The 15,703-nt window shown below is 74.4% G+C and carries 15 protein-coding genes; 7 read left to right on the forward strand and 8 right to left on the reverse strand.

Annotated features, from left to right (window positions below; genetic code table 11):
* The first annotated feature begins 13 nt into the window (after positions 1-13).
* A complete protein-coding gene (locus tag ACZ6KO_RS33270; RefSeq protein WP_469307698.1) occupies positions 14-1,450 on the forward strand; it encodes an MFS transporter in 1,437 nt (478 codons plus the stop codon).
* A 137-nt stretch (positions 1,451-1,587) separates the two neighbouring features.
* Positions 1,588-2,169, forward strand: a complete 582-nt coding sequence (gene thpR / locus ACZ6KO_RS33275) for an RNA 2',3'-cyclic phosphodiesterase (RefSeq protein WP_469307699.1) — start codon at positions 1,588-1,590, stop codon at positions 2,167-2,169.
* A 182-nt stretch (positions 2,170-2,351) separates the two neighbouring features.
* Here thpR and ACZ6KO_RS33280 read toward each other — a convergent pair whose 3' ends face one another.
* From ACZ6KO_RS33280 to ACZ6KO_RS33290, 3 genes are all read right to left on the reverse strand, one after another.
* Entirely contained in the window at positions 2,352-3,344 is a 993-nt protein-coding gene (locus ACZ6KO_RS33280) for an aldo/keto reductase (RefSeq protein WP_469307700.1), read from the reverse strand.
* A gap of 61 nt (positions 3,345-3,405) precedes the next feature.
* Positions 3,406-3,960, reverse strand: a complete 555-nt coding sequence (locus ACZ6KO_RS33285) for a Uma2 family endonuclease (protein WP_469307701.1) — start codon at positions 3,958-3,960, stop codon at positions 3,406-3,408.
* A 56-nt stretch (positions 3,961-4,016) separates the two neighbouring features.
* The gene (locus tag ACZ6KO_RS33290; RefSeq protein ID WP_469307702.1) at positions 4,017-4,700 is read right to left on the reverse strand and encodes a GDSL-type esterase/lipase family protein; all 684 of its coding nucleotides are present in this window, start codon (positions 4,698-4,700) and stop codon (positions 4,017-4,019) included.
* Positions 4,701-4,786: 86 nt separating this feature from the next.
* Here ACZ6KO_RS33290 and ACZ6KO_RS33295 point away from each other — a divergent pair, with 86 nt between their 5' ends.
* Complete coding sequence (locus tag ACZ6KO_RS33295) at positions 4,787-5,857, forward strand: WD40 repeat domain-containing protein (protein ID WP_469307703.1); 1,071 nt, start codon at positions 4,787-4,789, stop codon at positions 5,855-5,857.
* A gap of 69 nt (positions 5,858-5,926) precedes the next feature.
* Here the strand turns inward: ACZ6KO_RS33295 and ACZ6KO_RS33300 are convergent, their stop codons facing one another.
* The 5 genes from ACZ6KO_RS33300 to ACZ6KO_RS33320 all read right to left on the reverse strand — a co-directional run bounded on the left by ACZ6KO_RS33300 (position 5,927) and on the right by ACZ6KO_RS33320 (position 11,561).
* Positions 5,927-6,397, reverse strand: coding sequence for a Rieske (2Fe-2S) protein (locus ACZ6KO_RS33300; protein ID WP_469307704.1), 471 nt, complete (start codon positions 6,395-6,397; stop codon positions 5,927-5,929).
* A 169-nt stretch (positions 6,398-6,566) separates the two neighbouring features.
* Positions 6,567-7,763, reverse strand: coding sequence for an ATP-grasp domain-containing protein (locus tag ACZ6KO_RS33305; protein ID WP_469307705.1), 1,197 nt, complete (start codon positions 7,761-7,763; stop codon positions 6,567-6,569).
* An 85-nt stretch (positions 7,764-7,848) separates the two neighbouring features.
* A complete protein-coding gene (locus ACZ6KO_RS33310) occupies positions 7,849-9,108 on the reverse strand; it encodes an MFS transporter (RefSeq protein ID WP_469307706.1) in 1,260 nt (419 codons plus the stop codon).
* Positions 9,105-10,472 (reverse strand): ATP-grasp domain-containing protein, encoded by a 1,368-nt coding sequence (locus ACZ6KO_RS33315; protein ID WP_469307707.1) that lies wholly within the window; start codon positions 10,470-10,472, stop codon positions 9,105-9,107. The genes ACZ6KO_RS33310 and ACZ6KO_RS33315 overlap by 4 nt, the downstream gene beginning before the upstream one ends.
* Positions 10,473-10,643: 171 nt before the next feature.
* Complete coding sequence (locus tag ACZ6KO_RS33320; RefSeq protein WP_469307708.1) at positions 10,644-11,561, reverse strand: DUF3027 domain-containing protein; 918 nt, start codon at positions 11,559-11,561, stop codon at positions 10,644-10,646.
* A 386-nt stretch (positions 11,562-11,947) separates the two neighbouring features.
* Between ACZ6KO_RS33320 and ACZ6KO_RS33325 the strand changes: the two genes are divergently transcribed.
* The 4 genes from ACZ6KO_RS33325 (at position 11,948) to ACZ6KO_RS33340 (ending at position 15,535) form a co-directional block, all read left to right on the forward strand.
* A complete protein-coding gene (locus tag ACZ6KO_RS33325; protein WP_469307709.1) occupies positions 11,948-13,309 on the forward strand; it encodes an MFS transporter in 1,362 nt (453 codons plus the stop codon).
* A gap of 147 nt (positions 13,310-13,456) precedes the next feature.
* On the forward strand, positions 13,457-13,957 hold the full coding sequence (locus ACZ6KO_RS33330; RefSeq protein WP_469307710.1) for a DUF2771 domain-containing protein: 501 nt from the start codon (positions 13,457-13,459) through the stop codon (positions 13,955-13,957).
* 8 nt (positions 13,958-13,965) lie between these two features.
* The gene (locus tag ACZ6KO_RS33335; RefSeq protein WP_469307711.1) at positions 13,966-14,697 is read left to right on the forward strand and encodes a futalosine hydrolase; all 732 of its coding nucleotides are present in this window, start codon (positions 13,966-13,968) and stop codon (positions 14,695-14,697) included.
* Positions 14,678-15,535 (forward strand): 1,4-dihydroxy-6-naphthoate synthase, encoded by an 858-nt coding sequence (locus tag ACZ6KO_RS33340; protein ID WP_469307712.1) that lies wholly within the window; start codon positions 14,678-14,680, stop codon positions 15,533-15,535. The genes ACZ6KO_RS33335 and ACZ6KO_RS33340 overlap by 20 nt, the downstream gene beginning before the upstream one ends.
* Positions 15,536-15,703: the final 168 nt, after the last annotated feature.

Here is a 15,703-nt window from a genome sequence, read left to right on the forward strand (position 1 = left end):
GAGGCGAAAGCCCTTGAGTACGGGAAACGGAGCAGACTCCGCACCCGGCCAGATATCCACCCCTGCTACTTCATCATCCGGTGCCACCGCATCGCCTGATGCGCCGGCATCAACCGCTTCACCTGCTTCACCTGCAAGACCCGCTTCACCCGCCACACCTGCCAAGCCCAGGAAGTCGACGTTCAGCTCGCTGAGGATCCGCAACTACCGGCTCTTCGCGATGGGACAGCTCGTCTCGAACACCGGCACCTGGATGCAGCGCATCGCACAGGACTGGCTGGTCCTGTCGCTGACCGGCTCCGCCTCCGCCGTCGGCATCACGATCGCCCTGCAGTTCCTGCCGATGCTGCTCTTCGGCCTCTACGGAGGCGTCCTGGCCGACCGGCTGCGCAAGCGGCCGCTGCTGATCGCCACCCAGACGGCGATGGGCCTGACCGGTGTCGCCCTGGCCGTCCTGACCCTGACGGGCCACGTCCAGGTCTGGCACGTGTACCTGACCGCCTTCCTCCTCGGCATGGTGACGGTCGTCGACAACCCGGCACGGCAGTCGTTCGTGACCGAGATGGTCGGACCGGCGCAGCTGGCGAACGCGGTCAGCCTGAACTCGGCGAACTTCCAGTCCGCGCGGCTGGTCGGACCGGCGGTGGCCGGCCTGCTGATCACGGCGGTCGGCTCGGGCTGGGCCTTCCTGCTCAACGGCCTGTCCTTCGTCGCGCCCGTCACCGGCCTGCTGCTGATGCGCGCGCACGAACTGCACCCGGTCGCCAAGGCGCCGCGCGCCAAGGGCCAGCTGCGGGAGGGCCTGCGGTACGTGTCCGGGCGCCCGGAGCTGATCTGGCCGATCGTGCTGGTGGGCTTCATCGGAACGTTCGGCTTCAACTTCCCGATCTGGCTGACGGCGTTCACGGACGACGTCTTCCACGCGGACGCGGGAACGTACGGCCTGTTCAACACGCTGATCGCGGTGGGCTCCCTGGCGGGCGCGCTGCTGGCCGCCCGGCGCGGCCACGCGCGGCTGCGGCTGCTGGTCGCGGCGGCCGTGCTGTTCGGAGCGCTGGAGCTGGCGACAGCCTTCGCGCCCGGCTTCTGGCTGTTCGCGGCGCTGCTGGTGCCGATCGGCATGTTCGGCCTGACGGTCAACGTCGTGGCGAACTCCAGCGTGCAGATGGCCACCGACCCCGAGATGCGGGGCCGGGTGATGGCCCTGTTCATGATGGTCTTCACCGGCGGTACGCCGCTGGGCGCGCCCCTGGTGGGCTGGGTGACCGACACCTACGGCGCCCGCGTCGGCATGGCGGCGGGCGGCGCGGTCTCCCTGGCCGCGGCGGCCGCGATCGCCCTGGTCCTGGCCCGCGTGGGCAATTTCAGCCTCCGCCTGGACCGGCACGGCGTCCGGGTGGTCCACCGCCACGTCCCGGCCCGCCCCGGCGAGCTGACGGCGGTCGCCTGACCCCCGTTCCCGGGGTGCGCCCGGCCGCCGCGCGGGCCGTCCGGCCCCGCCGGCGTCCGGGCCGCGGGGCCGGGATCCGCCGGGCCGGGGCCCGCGACCGGGCCCCGCCCGCCGTCGCCGCACCCTAGGGTCGCCCCATGAGACTGTTTGCCGCTGTGCTGCCGTCCACGGCAGCCATGGAGGAACTCCGCCTCGCGCTCGCCGCACCCGGCCTGCCGGCCGCCGAAGCCCTCCGCTGGACCTCCCGCCCGGGCTGGCATTTCACCCTCGCCTTCATGGGCGAGGTCCGCGACGAGGTGCTCCCCGAGCTCCACACCCGCCTGGAGCGTGCCGCGCACCGCACCGCCCCCTTCCCGCTGCGCCTCCACGGCGTCGGCCACTTCGGCCACCGGTCCCTGTGGACCGGCGCCGCCGGGGACCTCGACGCGCTGCGGATGCTCGCCGAGCGGGCCGACGCCGCCGCCCGCCGGGCCGGGGTGCCGATGGAGCAGCACCGGCGGTACGCACCCCACCTGACCCTGGCCCGGGCCCGCGAGGCGGGCGGCGGCGCCGACCTGCGCCCGTACCTGGAGGCGCTCGCGTCCTTCGAGGGCACGCCCTGGGAGGTCGCCGAGCTGAGCCTGGTCCGCAGCCACCTGCCCACCAGCGGCGTCCCCGGCGAGCAGCCCCGGTACGAGGTCGTGGGCGCCTGGCCGCTGACCGGCCCGGAGCGGCCGTGACGTACGCCACGGGCCCGGCCCCCGCGCACGGGGGCCGGGCCCGGCCGCGTTAGGCTCGACGGGTGGATCCCAAGACCAGAAACCGCGTGATGGCGGGCGTACTCGTGCTGATGTTCGTCGTCGTGGCCGCGGCCTCCGCCCTCAAGTAGCGACCGGGTCTGGACCTGGGCCTGGGCCCGGGCCTACCAGGCGAACGCCTCCGGCGACGCCCCCGGCCCCGGGAAGATCTCCTCCAGGCTCGTCAGCACCTCGTCGCTCAGCTCCAGCTCCAGCGCCCGCAGCGCGCTGTGCAGCTGCTCCGGCGTCCGCGGGCCGACGATCGGGCCGGTGACCCCGGGCCGTGTCAGCAGCCAGGCCAGCGCGGTCTCGCCGGGTGCCAGGCCGTGCTTGTCGAGCAGGTCCTCGTACGCCTGCACCTGCGCGCGTACGGAGGTGTTGGCGAGCGCGTCCGCCGACCGGCCCGACGCGCGGCGGCCGCCCTCGGTCTCCTTCTTGATGACGCCGCCGAGCAGCCCGCCGTGCAGCGGGGACCAGGGGATGACGCCCAGCCCGTACTCCCGCGCGGCCGGGATGACCTCCATCTCCGCGCGCCGCTCGGCGAGGTTGTACAGGCACTGCTCGCTGACCAGGCCGACCGAGCCGCGCCGGGCGGCCGTCTCGTTGGCCTGGGCGATCTTGTAGCCGGGGAAGTTCGACGACCCGGCGTAGAGCACCTTGCCCTGCTGGATCAGTACGTCGACGGCCTGCCAGATCTCCTCGAAGGGGGTGTTCCGGTCGACGTGGTGGAACTGGTAGAGGTCGATGTGGTCGGTCCGGAGCCGCGTGAGGCTCGCCTCGACCGCCCGGCGGATGTTGAGCGCGGAGAGCCGGTCGTGGTTGGGCCACGGGTCCTGCCCGTCGCCGGCCATGTTCGCGTACACCTTGGTGGCCAGCACGGTCTTGTCCCGCCGGCCGCCCCCCTGGGCGAACCAGGACCCGATGATCTCCTCGGTCCGGCCCTTGTCGTCACCCCAGCCGTAGACGTTGGCGGTGTCGAAGAAGTTCAGCCCCGCGCCGAGCGCGGCGTCCATGATCGAGTGGCTGGTGGGTTCGTCTGTCTGCGGACCGAAGTTCATCGTGCCGAGAACGAGTCGGCTGACCTTGAGTCCGGTGCGTCCGAGCTGCGTGTACTTCATGACGCACAAGCCTTCTGCTTCGAGTGCGCTCGAAGCAAGTGCCCCGCGCGAAGCGGGCGTTTCAGTCCCTCGGGAAGCCGTCCGTAGCGAGCGTGAGGTCCAGCGGGGTCTTGGTCAGGTCGATGTCCGCGCCGAAGGCGACCCGCACGTCCTGCGTGTACTCGCCGTCCTCGGGGAGGGTGTGGACGACGCACTTGCCGGTGTAGGGGTCGACGATGAGGTAGACGGGCACTCCGGCGGTGGCGTACGCGGTCTTCTTCGGGCCGTAGTCGTTCATCCCGGTGCCCTTGGAGATCACCTCGGCGATGAACTCCACGTCCGCGTAGTCCCAGTGCCCCTTGGCATCCTGCACGGCGTCGTCGCGGATCTTGGCGACGTCGGGGCAGAAGGCGTTGCGGTGGCCGGGGAAATCGATGCGCACGTCCGACGTCACCTTCACGTCCATCCCGAACCGGTCCTCCAGCGCGCGGACGATCCTCCGGGTGATCTCCCAGTGCGTGTCCCGCTGCGCGACCGCGTAGACGACCCCACCGACGACCTCGCTCTTGTGCCCTTCGGGGGCGGCCTCGAGCCACTCGAACATCTGGTCCAGGGCCCGTACGTCGTCGCTGCTCACGAGGAGGACAACGACAGGCCCGGCGCCCCGGACACGGAGGCGGGGAGCGGGGGAGGTCAGTGCCCGGTGTACGGGCCGCCCAGGTCCCAGGCCTGGTGGAGGGCCGCGGCGAATTCGGCGGCCAGGCGGTGTTCGCCCGAGGCGTTGGGGTGGGTGCCGTCGTAGGTGTCGCGGTGGATGTCGTAGCCCTCGGGGCGGGCCGCCAGGAGGAGCGGGGAGGCGTCCGTCGAGAGGTCGGCGACCGCCTTCGCCAGCAGTTCGTTGAAGCGGGCGACCTCGGCCGCGAAGGGGGCGTCGTCCTCGGCGCGGCTGTTGGGGATGACCGGAAGCAGGACCATCCGTACGGCCGGGCGGGCCTCGCGCGCGGCCGCCACGAAGCGGTGGACGTTGGCCGCGGTCTGGTCGGCGTCGGTGTAGAAGCCGAGGTCGATCAGGCCGAGCGAGACCAGGAGCACGTCGGCCTTGTGGGCGGCGGCGGCCGGGCCGATGAGCGGGGCCATGTGCTGCCAGCCCTCGCCCCAGCCGGCCAGGTGGCGGCGGGCGCCGTCGGGGAAGGCGGGGTCGGCGTAGTCGTGGCTGACCGGTGCGTCGGCGAAGGTGTCGTAGACCTCGCAGCGCGGGCCGACGATCTTGTACGGGCCGCCGAAGGTCGCGTTGAGGTGCTGCCACATCCGGTAGCGCCAGGTGTAGTCGCCGGCGCGTCCGATGGTCATGGAGTCGCCGACGAACATGAAACGCATCCGGTCATCATCGCGGATCCGGCGCGGCACGCTGCTGTGATGCCGGACACGCCGATCATGGCGGGGCGGCCTGGCACGCTTGGGGCATGCGCCCGTTGCCGCCTGTTCCGCCCGTCGTGTCCCTCCGGTCCGCCGCGTCCGCCGCCGTCCTCGGCGCCGTGGGCGCCCTGGTGCTCGCCGGATCCCCGGCCGCCGTCGCGGCCGAGGGCGCGTCGGCCGGGGCGCCGTCGTCGTTCACGATCGCGGACCCCCGCATCACGGAATCCAGCGGCCTGACGGCCAGTAAGGTCCACCCGGGCGTGTACTGGACGCACAACGACAGCGACGACGGCCCGTACGTCTACGGCGTGGACGCGGCCACCGGCCGGACGGTCGCCCGCGTGACCCTGACCGGCATCGGCACCCCGCGCGACGTCGAGGCGGTCTCGCTCGGCCCCGACGGCCAGCTGTACCTCGGCGACATCGGTGACAACCGGGGCGGCACCTGGGAGCACGTCTGGATCTACCGCTTCCCCGAACCCGAACGGCTCGGCGACCAGACCGTGAAGGCGACCCAGTTCACGGTGCGGTACGCCGACGGCCCGCGCGACGCCGAGTCGCTGATGGTGCATCCGGTGACCGGGCGCGTGTACATCGCGAGCAAGGACAAGGAGAAGGGCGGGCTGTACGAGGGCCCGGAGAAGCTGGCGGCCGGCGGGGCCTCGAACGTGTTCCGGCGGGTCGCCGACGTGCCGTGGGTGACGGACGGGGCGTTCTCGCCGGACGGCACCCGGCTGACGCTGCGCGGCTACCTGCTGGCGCGGACGTACCCCTGGAAGGACGGCCGGCCCGAGGGCGAGGGCGAGCGGGTGGACGCGCCGTGGCAGGGGCAGGCGGAGTCGGTGACGTACTCGGCGGACGGCTCGACGCTGATGTTCGGCGCCGAGGGCGCGAAGAGCCAGGTCGTGGCGATCCCGGTGCGCGCCGCCGCCGCGCCCGGCGCGTCGGGCACGCCGGGCACGCCGGGCGGGCAGCCCGCCGCCCCCGGCGCGGCCCCGTCGGCGCCCGCCGGGAAGGGCGGGAACATCACGCTGGGGGCACTGGTGCTGGCGGGGGCGGCGGTACTGGTGCTGGGCGGCAAGCGGCTCCTGGGGCGGCGCGGGGCCGACCGGTCCTAGCGGCGGCGCCGGGCCGACCAGGCCTGGCGGCGGCGCCCACGGGTGCGGGGGCGTGCCGCCGGTGGCGGCTCAGGCCAGGGTGATCTTGTCTCCCTCGACCTTGATCTTCTGGGCGGCCAGCGGACGGGTGGCGGGGCCGCTGTCGACGGAGCCGTCGGCGACCTTGAACAGGCTCTGGTGGCAGGGGCAGACGATCTTCCCGTCCGTCACGGAGGTCACGGCGCAGCCCTGGTGGGTGCAGACGGCGGAGAAGGCCTTGAACTCGCCGGCCTTGGGCTGGGTGACGACGATCTTCTGGTCCTTGAAGATCTTTCCGCCGCCCACCGGGATGTCGGCGGTCTGGGCGAGCGCCTTGCCGCCCGGCGCCGGCGCGCCGCCGGAGGCCGCGGCCTCCGGAGCGCCGGTCTTGGGGGCGTCGGTACCGGGGACGGTGTTGCTTCCCTGGTCCCCGCCCTGACCGCCGCATCCGGCCAGGGCCGTGCCGGCGAGTGCGGCGGCGGAGGCGGCGAGGACGGTACGGCGGGGCGTGCTGTCGGCCATGCGAAGTCTCCTTGTGTGGTCCCGGGAGTGGACTCTGGGGTCAACACGTCACTTTGGCAAGACCGGTTCACAGGACCGGCCCGGCGTTTCCGGCACAGGTTCCTCCGAACGCACCGGAAAGCGCCGCCCCCGCCGGACGCCCGGGCGCCGCCGCCGTGCGCGCCGTCCGTCAGCTCCGTACGGAGATCCGCAGCCGTTCCGCCACGAACTTCAGCGCGTCCTCCCGCTCCGCCACCGAGTCCGCCCGCACCAGGACGTGCCCCAGCCGCTGGGAGGACGACGTCAGCCGGCCCACCGTGTCCCCCGGCCCCTTGCGCAGCGCGACGCGGACGACCGCCGGGTGGGCGGCGACCTCCTCGGCCCCGTCGACCGCGGTGACGGTGCCCGGCGCACAGGTCGGGAAGTACGTCGCCGCGTACGCGACGGGCTCGGTGCGCACCAGATCCCCCAGCGGCAGCCCGAGGGCGAGCCGGACCACGGCCTCGTGCAGGTCGAAGCCGTACGTCAGGCCGACCGCCTCGGCCAGGAAGTCGCCCGGGGTGCGCACGGCGACCTCCATCAGGACCGGGCCGTCCACGCCCACCCGGAACTCCAGGTGGACCAGCCCGGTCCGCATCCCCAGGCCGCGCAGGACACCCTCCGTCAGCGCGTCGACCCGCGCCGCGAGCGCCGGGTCCTCGAAGCGGTAGCCGCAGCGGTGGGAGAGCTCCACGAAGTACGGCGGGGCGGTGGTCTCCTTCTCCGTCACGTTCTCGAACAGCACCCGGCCCTCGTGGACCAGGGCCTCCCAGCTGTACTCGGGGCCCTGGACCGCCTCCTCGACCAGGATCTTGCCCTCCCCGCCCCGGCGTACGGCGATCTCCTCGGCCTGTGCGGGGGTGCTGACGAGTTCGACGCCCTCGCTGCCGCCCAGCGAGAGCGGCTTGACCACCACCGGGAGCCGCTCGGCCATCCACTCCCGGGCCGCCCCGAGCCGGGGCGCGAGCAGGAACGCGGGCTGCGGCACGCCGTACGCACCGAAACCCGTGCGCTGGAGCGCCTTGTTGCGGGAGATGACGGCGGCGTGCAGGGACGGGCCCGGCAGCCCCAGGCGGTCCTGGGCGAGGGCTCCGGCCAGGACGTGGGCCTCCGCGAAGGCGAGGACGCCGTCGGGGGTGTGCTCGGCGACCGCCCGGGTGACGCCGTCCTGCCAGGACTCGTCCAGGGCGTCGGGGACGGCGTAGTACGCGACGTCGGCGTCCTCGGGGCGGCGGGTGCCGAGGAGGGCCTCGGACTCGACCGCGCGGACCCGGACTCCCAGCCGCTTCGCGGCGTCGACGTACGGGCGGCCCATCGTGCCGACGCCGACGACCAGAAGATCTTTCACCACGCCTGTCCTCTCGCTCGGTTCTCGATGACGCTCGGTTCTCGATGACGCTCGGTTCTCGGTGACGATCGCTTCTCGGTGACGATCAGTGGTGTGCGTACGCGGCGGGCGGGGCCCCGGCGGCCGCCTCCCGCTGCCGTTCCAGCGCCCGCGTGACCGGGCCGGCCAGGGCGGTGGCCAGGCAGAAGACCAGGCCGAGCGCGGCCCAGCCGGCCGGGCCGGCGGCGATGACCACGCCGGTCACCAGGGCGGGGCCGACGATGCGCTGACCGGTGTTGCCGAGGCTGAACACCGACAGGTAGACGCCCCGGCGGTCCTCGGGCGCGAAGTCGTAGGAGAGGTCCCAGCCGCCGACGGCCTGCCACATCTCACCGAACGTCAGGGCCACGCAGGCCGCCGCCAGCAGCGCCCCGGCGGCCCAGGGCGGCCTGCCGTCGGCCGCCGCCAGGCCGGCGCAGCACACGGCCAGCGCGAGGCCGCCCAGCCGCAGGGCCCGGACCGCGCCGCCCGGCCGTTCCGCGCCCTTGGAGACCGGCACCTGCAAGGCGATCGACAGCACGGTGTTGACCAGGACCAGCACCGGCACGAACCCGGCGGAGACCCCGGTGGCCTGCACGGCCCACAGCGGCAGCCCGACCGCCAGGATCGTGGTGTGCAGGTTGAGCACGCCGTTGAGCGCGGCCAGGGCCAGGTAGCGGCCGTCGCGGAAGCCCCTGATCGCGGTCAGCGGGCCCACCTTGCGCGCGACGGCGCCGGTGCGTACGAGGCGCAGCCGGCCGAGCATGGCCGCCGACGCGAGGAACGCGGCCGCGGTGCCGCAGACCAGGGCACGCAGGGCGGCGGTGCTGCCGGAGGCGAGAAGGGGCGCGGCCAGCAGGGCGCCGACGGAGAAGCCGACGTTGCGCACGGTGCGGATGATGGCCATGGTGCGGGTGCGGTCGGATTCCTCGGTGGTGTCGGAGGCCACCGCCTGGGTGATGGGCATGGTGGCACCCTCGGCCGCGGCGAGGCAGGAGGCCACGACGGTGAACCCGACGGGCCCGTGCACGAGGGTCAGCGCGAGGAACCCGCCGGCCCGCCAGACCTGAAGGGCGATCAGGGTCCGCCGGGCGCCGATCCGGTCGCTGAGCGCGCCGACGGGGACGGTGGCGAGGAAGCCGGCGAAGCCGGAGACGGCCAGACCGGTGCCGATCTGCGGGGCGGACAGCCCGGCCGAACGGATGAAGAAGACGGTGGAGCCGGCCAGGAAGAGCCCGGTGCCGACGGCGTTGATCAAGGAGATCAGCGCGAAGGTGCGCCCCGCGCGGGTGGCCGGGACGTAGTCGGAGAGTGCGATCCGCTTCACCGGCCACCACCGGGTGCGGGCGTGGTCTCGATGGTGACCAGGGCGGCGGCGGCCTCGGCGTTGCGGGCGGCCCCGGCGGCGTCCGCGCCGGTGGCGATGACGTAACCGGCGCGCTGCCAGGAGCTGGTGACGGTGTGCACGGTGTGGCCGGGCGCGACGGCCAGGTGCAGCTCGTGGACACCGGGCGCCAGCCGTGCGGGTTCGGCCCCGCGGACGTCGGCGACCTGCCCGGCGGCCGCGCGCAGGAACCGTACGGCCGCGCCCCGGACGGCGGTCAGCGGCGGCAGCGGCACGCCGGCCCCCGCGCCCGACCCCCGGCCCCCGCCCGGCCCCTGGCCCGTGCCGCCGCCGTCCAGGACGGCCAGCAGCGCCGCGAGGATGTCCGTGTCGTACGCGAGGTCGATCAGGGCGGTGATCCCGCCGCCGGGCAGCCGGCCGGCGCATTCGACCAGATGGGGGCGGCCCTCGTGGAGGATCCACTCCGAGTGCAGCACGCCCGAGCGGAAGCCGGTGGCCGCGACCAGCACCGCCACCGCCTCGCGCAGCGCGGCGGCCAGCGGCTCCGGCAGCCCGGCCGGCAGCGTGTGGCCCGTCTCGACGGGGTGGCGGGAGTCCTGGACGGTCTTGGCGGTGATGTTGGTGAAGCCCAGCAGCCCCTCGTGGACCACGGCCTCGACGCTGACCTCGGGACCGTACAGCCGCTGCTCGACCAGGTAACGGGCGGCGTCGGGGTAGTCGGCGCGCAAGGAGGCCTCGTCGGCGGTGGTGGTGTGCGCCCAGGCGGCGGCGGTGTCGTCGGCGGCGCCGAGGACCTGCACGCCGAGGCTGGCCTGCCGGTTCGCGGGCTTGAGGACGCAGGCGCCGCCGTGCGCGGCGCGGAAGGCGTCGACGTCCTGGTGTCTTCGGGCGGGCGCCCAGGCGGGCTGGGCGAGGTCGGTGCCGGCGACCGTCGCCCGCAGCAGCGCCTTGTCCCGCAGGGCGCGGGCGGCCTTCGGGCCGGCGCCGGGCAGGCCCCAGGCCTCGGCGAGGGCGGCGGCGGCCAGGACGCCGTACTCCACGACCGGGACGACGGCGCGCACGTGCGGCGGCCGGGGCACGGCGGCGACGGTCCGCTCCGGGTGCTCCTCGTCCTGGCTGGGCGCGGTGAGCAGCCCGCCCACGCAACGGTGGGTGCGCGCCAGGTCGTTGATGCCGCGCGCGGCCACGACGGCGGGCTCCTCCACGACGAGCACGCTGTTCTCGGGCAGGGCCGCGTCGAGCTTCGCGAGCATCACCGGGCTGTAGCCCACGAGCACATGGGTGATGCCGGGCGGGACGGACGGGGCGGACGGGGCCGACAGGGCCGACGGGGCGGGCTGGGTCATGAATGCCTCGCTGAGGGGTGGGTGCGGATGCCGCGCGCGGACCGGGTTCCGGTCCGCCCCACGAATGTCGCGCGCCGCACACATCCGGCCATAGACCCGTCATGGTTCGGGTCTGTGCAACAACCGGAATACCCGGTGCCGTGACTGCCCCTCAGCGGGGCGGGAGGGTCCCTACGAGTGACCCAAATCGGCCGCCTGCTCGTCCGCCAGGGGCACCGAACCGGTGTCGGCGGCCGGGCGCAGCGGGAACTCGTCGGCGTGCATCGAGTCGAGCACCGGCGGGGCCGGGCGCGGCGGCTTGGGCATGACGGCGGCCTCGGAGTGGCCGCCGCAGCCGTACGAGAGGGAGACCAGCCGGCCGTCGGCCGGACCGAACTCGTTGGCGCAGACACCGAAGGCCTGGCCCAGCGAGCCGCCGATCTTCACCAGGAAGCCGCAGGAGACGCAGGAGGCGGGCGCCGCCTGCGCCATCGGGGTCTTGGCGCCGTACGACTCGTCCCAGCGGTCGGCGGCGGTGTGCAGCCCGTACCGGGACAGCACGCGGGCCCGGCGCATGCCGAGCTCCTCGGCGACGGAGGTGATGGAGCCGCGCTCGGGTACGACGGCCCGGTCGGTGACGTCGGCGTCCTCGGCCTCGACGAGCTCGGCCATCTCCTCGGAGACGACGGAGTTCGGCGGCGGGGTGTCCTCGCCGGAGTAGCCGGGCTCCAGCCGCAGGTCCTCGGCGTCGGTGGGCAGCAGGTCGCCCGGGCCCATGTCGCCGGGGCGCAGCCGCTCGCTCCAGGGCACCCACTCGGGGGCCAGGAGGGCGTCGGAGCCGGGCAGCAGCACCGTTTCGTCGAGGGTGACGACCTTGGCGCGGGAGGCGCGGGCCACGGTGACGGCCCAGCGCCAGCCGCGGTAGCCCGCCTCCTTGCACTCGAAGAAGTGCGTGACGACCCGGTCGCCCTCCGCGATCACGGACACGTGCTCGCCCACCACTCCGGGGGCGGCAGCCTCCTCGGCGGCCGCGCGGGCGAGGTCCACTGCCTCGGCGCACAGGCGGTCGGGGGTACGCGGGGTACGGCTTCGCGTCGTCGCAGCACTCACTGGTCTCGTTCTCTCCTACGCCGTCTCACGAGTGCGCCGTCCGTACTGTCGTCCTGAACGACCCGTCGGTCCTGTCGTCACGTGGCGCGGGCGGAGCGGACCAGAGGGCCGCGTCGACGTCCGCACCCGATCGGCCTCGGGCGCACCTACTGCATCCATTCTGCGGGATGCCGAAGAGGCGCGCGGCCAAGAGCAACCGCCGGTGGCGCGCTACGCACGCTACCTCCTCTGCAGCCCTGGGCCCACATGCAAGTCCGATTCGCGGACGCCGGAACCTGCTCCGGGGGCTCCGCGGCGGGGTGCGGGGGCCGGTCCGCGGGCCGGTCCGTGGCGCCGGATCCGTGCCGCGAGGAGTCCGGGGGCCCGCCGTGGGGCACTATGGCCAGGTGGCACCCGTGCGGTCGTCCGACGACGGCTCCGGCCGGGTCCGGAGGGCCGGCCGGACGGTGGGGCGCGCCCTGCACCAGCCGATCACGGGGACGGCGCGCGGGATCCGGCGGGCGACGCACGCGCAGGGGGCCGGCGAATCGGGCCTGGGCAAGCTGATCGAGCTGCACGCCGTCAACGGCGCCGGCGATGTCATGATCACGGTGGCGCTGGCGTCCACCGTGTTCTTCTCGGTGCCCACGGACGAGGCGCGCGGCCGGGTGGCCCTGTACCTGCTGATCACCATGGCGCCGTTCACCCTTCTCGCGCCGGTCATCGGCCCGCTGCTGGACCGGCTGCCGCACGGGCGGCGGGCGGCGATGGCGGCCTCGATGCTGGCGCGGGCGCTGCTGGCGCTGATGATGTCGGGCGCGGTCGCGACGGGGGGTCTGGAGCTGTATCCGGCGGCGCTCGGCGTCCTGGTCGCCTCCAAGGCGTACGGCGTGGTGCGCAGCGCGGTGGTGCCGCGGCTGCTGCCGCGGGGGTTCTCACTCGTCAAGGCGAACTCACGGGTGACACTGGCGGGCCTGCTGGCCACCGGGGCCGCCGCGCCGGTGGCGGCGCTGCTGCACGTGATCGGGCCCGAGTGGCCGCTGTACGGCGCCTGCGCGATCTTCGTGGCGGGGACGGTCGCCGCGACCACGCTCCCCCACAAGGTGGACGAGGCGAAGGGCGAGACCCGGGCCCGGCTCTCCACGCACGAGGCCCGCTCGCGCAAGCCGGGGCTGCGGACGGTGGGGCCGTCGGTGCTGTGCGGGCTGTTCGCGAACGCCGCGATGCGCGGGCTGTCCGGGTTCCTGATCTTCTTCCTGGCGTTCCTGCTGCGCGAGCACCCGGTGGCGGGGCAGAGCGCGGCGGTGTCCCTGGGCATCGTGGGCGTCGCGGCGGGCCTGGGCAACGCGTGCGGCACGGCGGTGGGCGCGTGGCTGCGGGCGCGGGCCCCGGAGGCGATCGTGGCGGCGGTGCTGGCGGTGACGCTGGTGGTCGCGGTCCTGGCGGCGCTGTTCTTCTCCGCGCTGTTCATGGCCGTCCTGGCCGCGACGGCGGGCTTCTGCCAGGCGCTGGCGAAGCTGTCCCTGGACGCGATGATCCAGCGGGACGTGCCCGAGGCGGTCCGTACGTCGGCGTTCGCCCGTTCGGAGACGCTGCTCCAGATGGCGTGGGTGGTGGGCGGCGCGATCGGGATCGCGCTGCCGCTGAACGGGGTCCTCGGGATGTCGGTGGCCGCGACCATCGTGGCGGCCGGCACGGTGATGGCCTTCCGCGGTCTGCTCTCCCCCACCCGCCGCCGGCAGGGCTCCGCCCGCCCCCGGGTGGCGTAGCCCCTCCGGGGGCGGGCGGAACCCTGCCGGACGCGCGCACCGCCGCGGGGCCCGTCCGGGGTCTCGTACGGGCCCTTCCGGGGCCGGTCGGCGGGGCGTGGTGCCCCCGTGGTGTACAGGACAGATCGGCCCGATAGCCTTCGGCTCATGACCGCACCGCTTTTCTCGGGTAGGGGCCGCCGCAGCGTCGCGGCCCTCGGAGCCGTATCCGCCGGCCTCCTCGTCCTCTCCGCCTGCGACAAGCCGACGCCGCTGGCGACGGTGACGGTCGGCAGCACTTCGGTGACCACCGAGGCCGGAGCCGACTGCCGGGACGCCGCGGAGCTCACCTCGCTGGAGAAGGTCCAGCAGTGCATCACCGAGCCCACGGACCCCAAGAACATCGACTACACCCGTGGCGACACCCTGCGCATGGGCGTCGAGCCGGAGATGGTCGAGGACGGCAAGAAGTGGTCGGCGTTCCTGGACGGGCAGCCGATCACCGACACCTCCACCAACACCTACAAGAGCTTCCCGAACGTCGACATCTTCGGCACCGGCGGCCAGGGCGGCCAGACCCCGCCGTCCAAGGTCCTGTCCATCATGCAGTTCAACGACGAGGGCAAGCCGGCGTCCATCTGGTCGTTCAAGCTCAACGTGAAGTCGTGAAGTAACCCGTGCGCGCGCTCGTCGTGACCGCGGTGACGGCGGAGGCCGACTCCGTCGTCGCCGGTCTGACCCCTCATCCGGACACCCCCGCACCCGAGCCGCGCCTGCTTCCCGGCGGATACCCCGTCTCCCGCCGCGATCTTCCCGGCCTCGCCGTCGACGTGCTCGTCGCCGGTGTGGGACCGGCGGCCGCCGCGGCCGGGACGGCCACCGCCCTGGCACGGGCGGACTACGACGTCGTCGTCAGCGCGGGCATCGGCGGCGGGTTCGCGCCCGCCGCCCCGCCCGGCTCCCTCGTCGTCGCGGACGCCGTCGTCGCCGCCGATCTGGGCGCGCAGACGCCCGAGGGCTTCGCCACCGTCACCGAGCTCGGCTTCGGCCACTCGGTGCACCTGCCGCCCGCCGATCTCGCCGCCCGCGCCGCCGAGGCCACCGGCGCGCTGCTCGCCCCCGTACTGACCGTCTCCACCGTCACCGGCACCGCCGAACGGGCCGCCGAACTCACCTCCCGTCACCCGCTGGCCGGGGCCGAGGCCATGGAGGGGTTCGGGGTCGCCGAGGCCGCCGCCGCGCACGGGCTGCCCGTCCTGGAGGTCCGGGCCGTCTCGAACGCCGTGGGCCCGCGCGACCGCGACGCCTGGCGGATCGGGGACGCGCTCGCCGCCCTGACCGCGGGATTCCGCGCGCTGGGGCCCGTACTCGCGAACTGGGGAGAACGCCATGCAGACGCCCGCCGGTGACCCGCTGCGGATCGCCTACTCGCCCTGCCCGAACGACACCTTCGTCTTCGACGCGTGGGCGCACGGACGCGTCCCCGGCGCACCCCCGCTCGACGTCACCTTCGCCGACATCGACCTCACCAACGGGATGGCCGAGCGCGGCGAGTTCGACGTACTGAAGGTCAGTTACGCCGTCCTGCCCTGGGTCCTCCAGGAGTACGCGCTGCTGCCCTGCGGCGGGGCGCTGGGACGCGGCTGCGGGCCGCTGGTGCTCACCCGCGAGCCGGGGGTGGACCTGACGGGGAAGACGGTGGCGGTGCCGAGCGAACGCTCGACGGCGTACCTGCTGTTCCGGCTGTGGGCGGCGGACGTGCTGCCCGCCGGGGTCGGCGAGGTGGTCGTGCTGCCCTTCCACGAGATCATGCCCGCGGTGCGCGACGGCAAGGTGGACGCGGGACTGGTCATCCACGAGGCCCGGTTCACGTACCAGGACTACGGGCTGCACTGCCTGGCCGACATGGGCGAGCACTGGGAGAACACCACCGGGCTGCCGATCCCGCTCGGCGCGATCATCGCCAAGCGCTCGCTGGGCGCCACGACCCTGCGCGCGCTGGCCGGGGCCGCCCGGACGTCCGTCCTGATGGCCTGGGACGACCCGGAGGCCTCCCGCCCCTACGTACGGGCGCACGCGCAGGAGCTCGACCCGGCGGTCGCCGACCAGCACATCGGGCTGTACGTCAACGAGTTCACGGCCGACCTCGGCGACGCCGGCTACGCGGCGGTGCGCGGCCTGCTCACGCGGGCGGCGGCGGAAGGCCTGGTTCCGGCCATCGCCCCGAACGCCCTGGCCTTCCCCTGACCCTCCCTCTGAACCCCCCACTCAACCTCCCGCCATACGAACGGCCGTGGGGCGCCCCCCCCGGGGGGGGGGGGGGGGGGGCGGGGGGGGGGGGGGGGGGGGGGGGGGGGGGCCGGGCCCCGGCCCCGTGGGGGTTTGGTGGGGGCGGGGTGGGGGGCGGCGGCGCCG

The sequence above is a fragment of the Streptomyces sp. NPDC042102 genome (assembly GCF_055582305.1).

What these genes read in the sequence shown, in the direction of transcription:
- ACZ6KO_RS33330 (WP_469307710.1), top strand. Translation starts at nt 13,457, where the DNA reads ATGACCGCACCGCTTTTCTCGGGTAGGGGCCGCCGCAGCGTCGCGGCC.
- ACZ6KO_RS33280 (WP_469307700.1), bottom strand. Translation starts at nt 3,344, where the DNA reads ATGAAGTACACGCAGCTCGGACGCACCGGACTCAAGGTCAGCCGACTC.
- ACZ6KO_RS33315 (WP_469307707.1), bottom strand. Translation starts at nt 10,472, where the DNA reads ATGACCCAGCCCGCCCCGTCGGCCCTGTCGGCCCCGTCCGCCCCGTCC.
- ACZ6KO_RS33290 (WP_469307702.1), bottom strand. Translation starts at nt 4,700, where the DNA reads ATGCGTTTCATGTTCGTCGGCGACTCCATGACCATCGGACGCGCCGGC.
- ACZ6KO_RS33300 (WP_469307704.1), bottom strand. Translation starts at nt 6,397, where the DNA reads ATGGCCGACAGCACGCCCCGCCGTACCGTCCTCGCCGCCTCCGCCGCC.
- ACZ6KO_RS33295 (WP_469307703.1), top strand. Translation starts at nt 4,787, where the DNA reads ATGCGCCCGTTGCCGCCTGTTCCGCCCGTCGTGTCCCTCCGGTCCGCC.
- thpR (WP_469307699.1), top strand. Translation starts at nt 1,588, where the DNA reads ATGAGACTGTTTGCCGCTGTGCTGCCGTCCACGGCAGCCATGGAGGAA.
- ACZ6KO_RS33340 (WP_469307712.1), top strand. Translation starts at nt 14,678, where the DNA reads ATGCAGACGCCCGCCGGTGACCCGCTGCGGATCGCCTACTCGCCCTGC.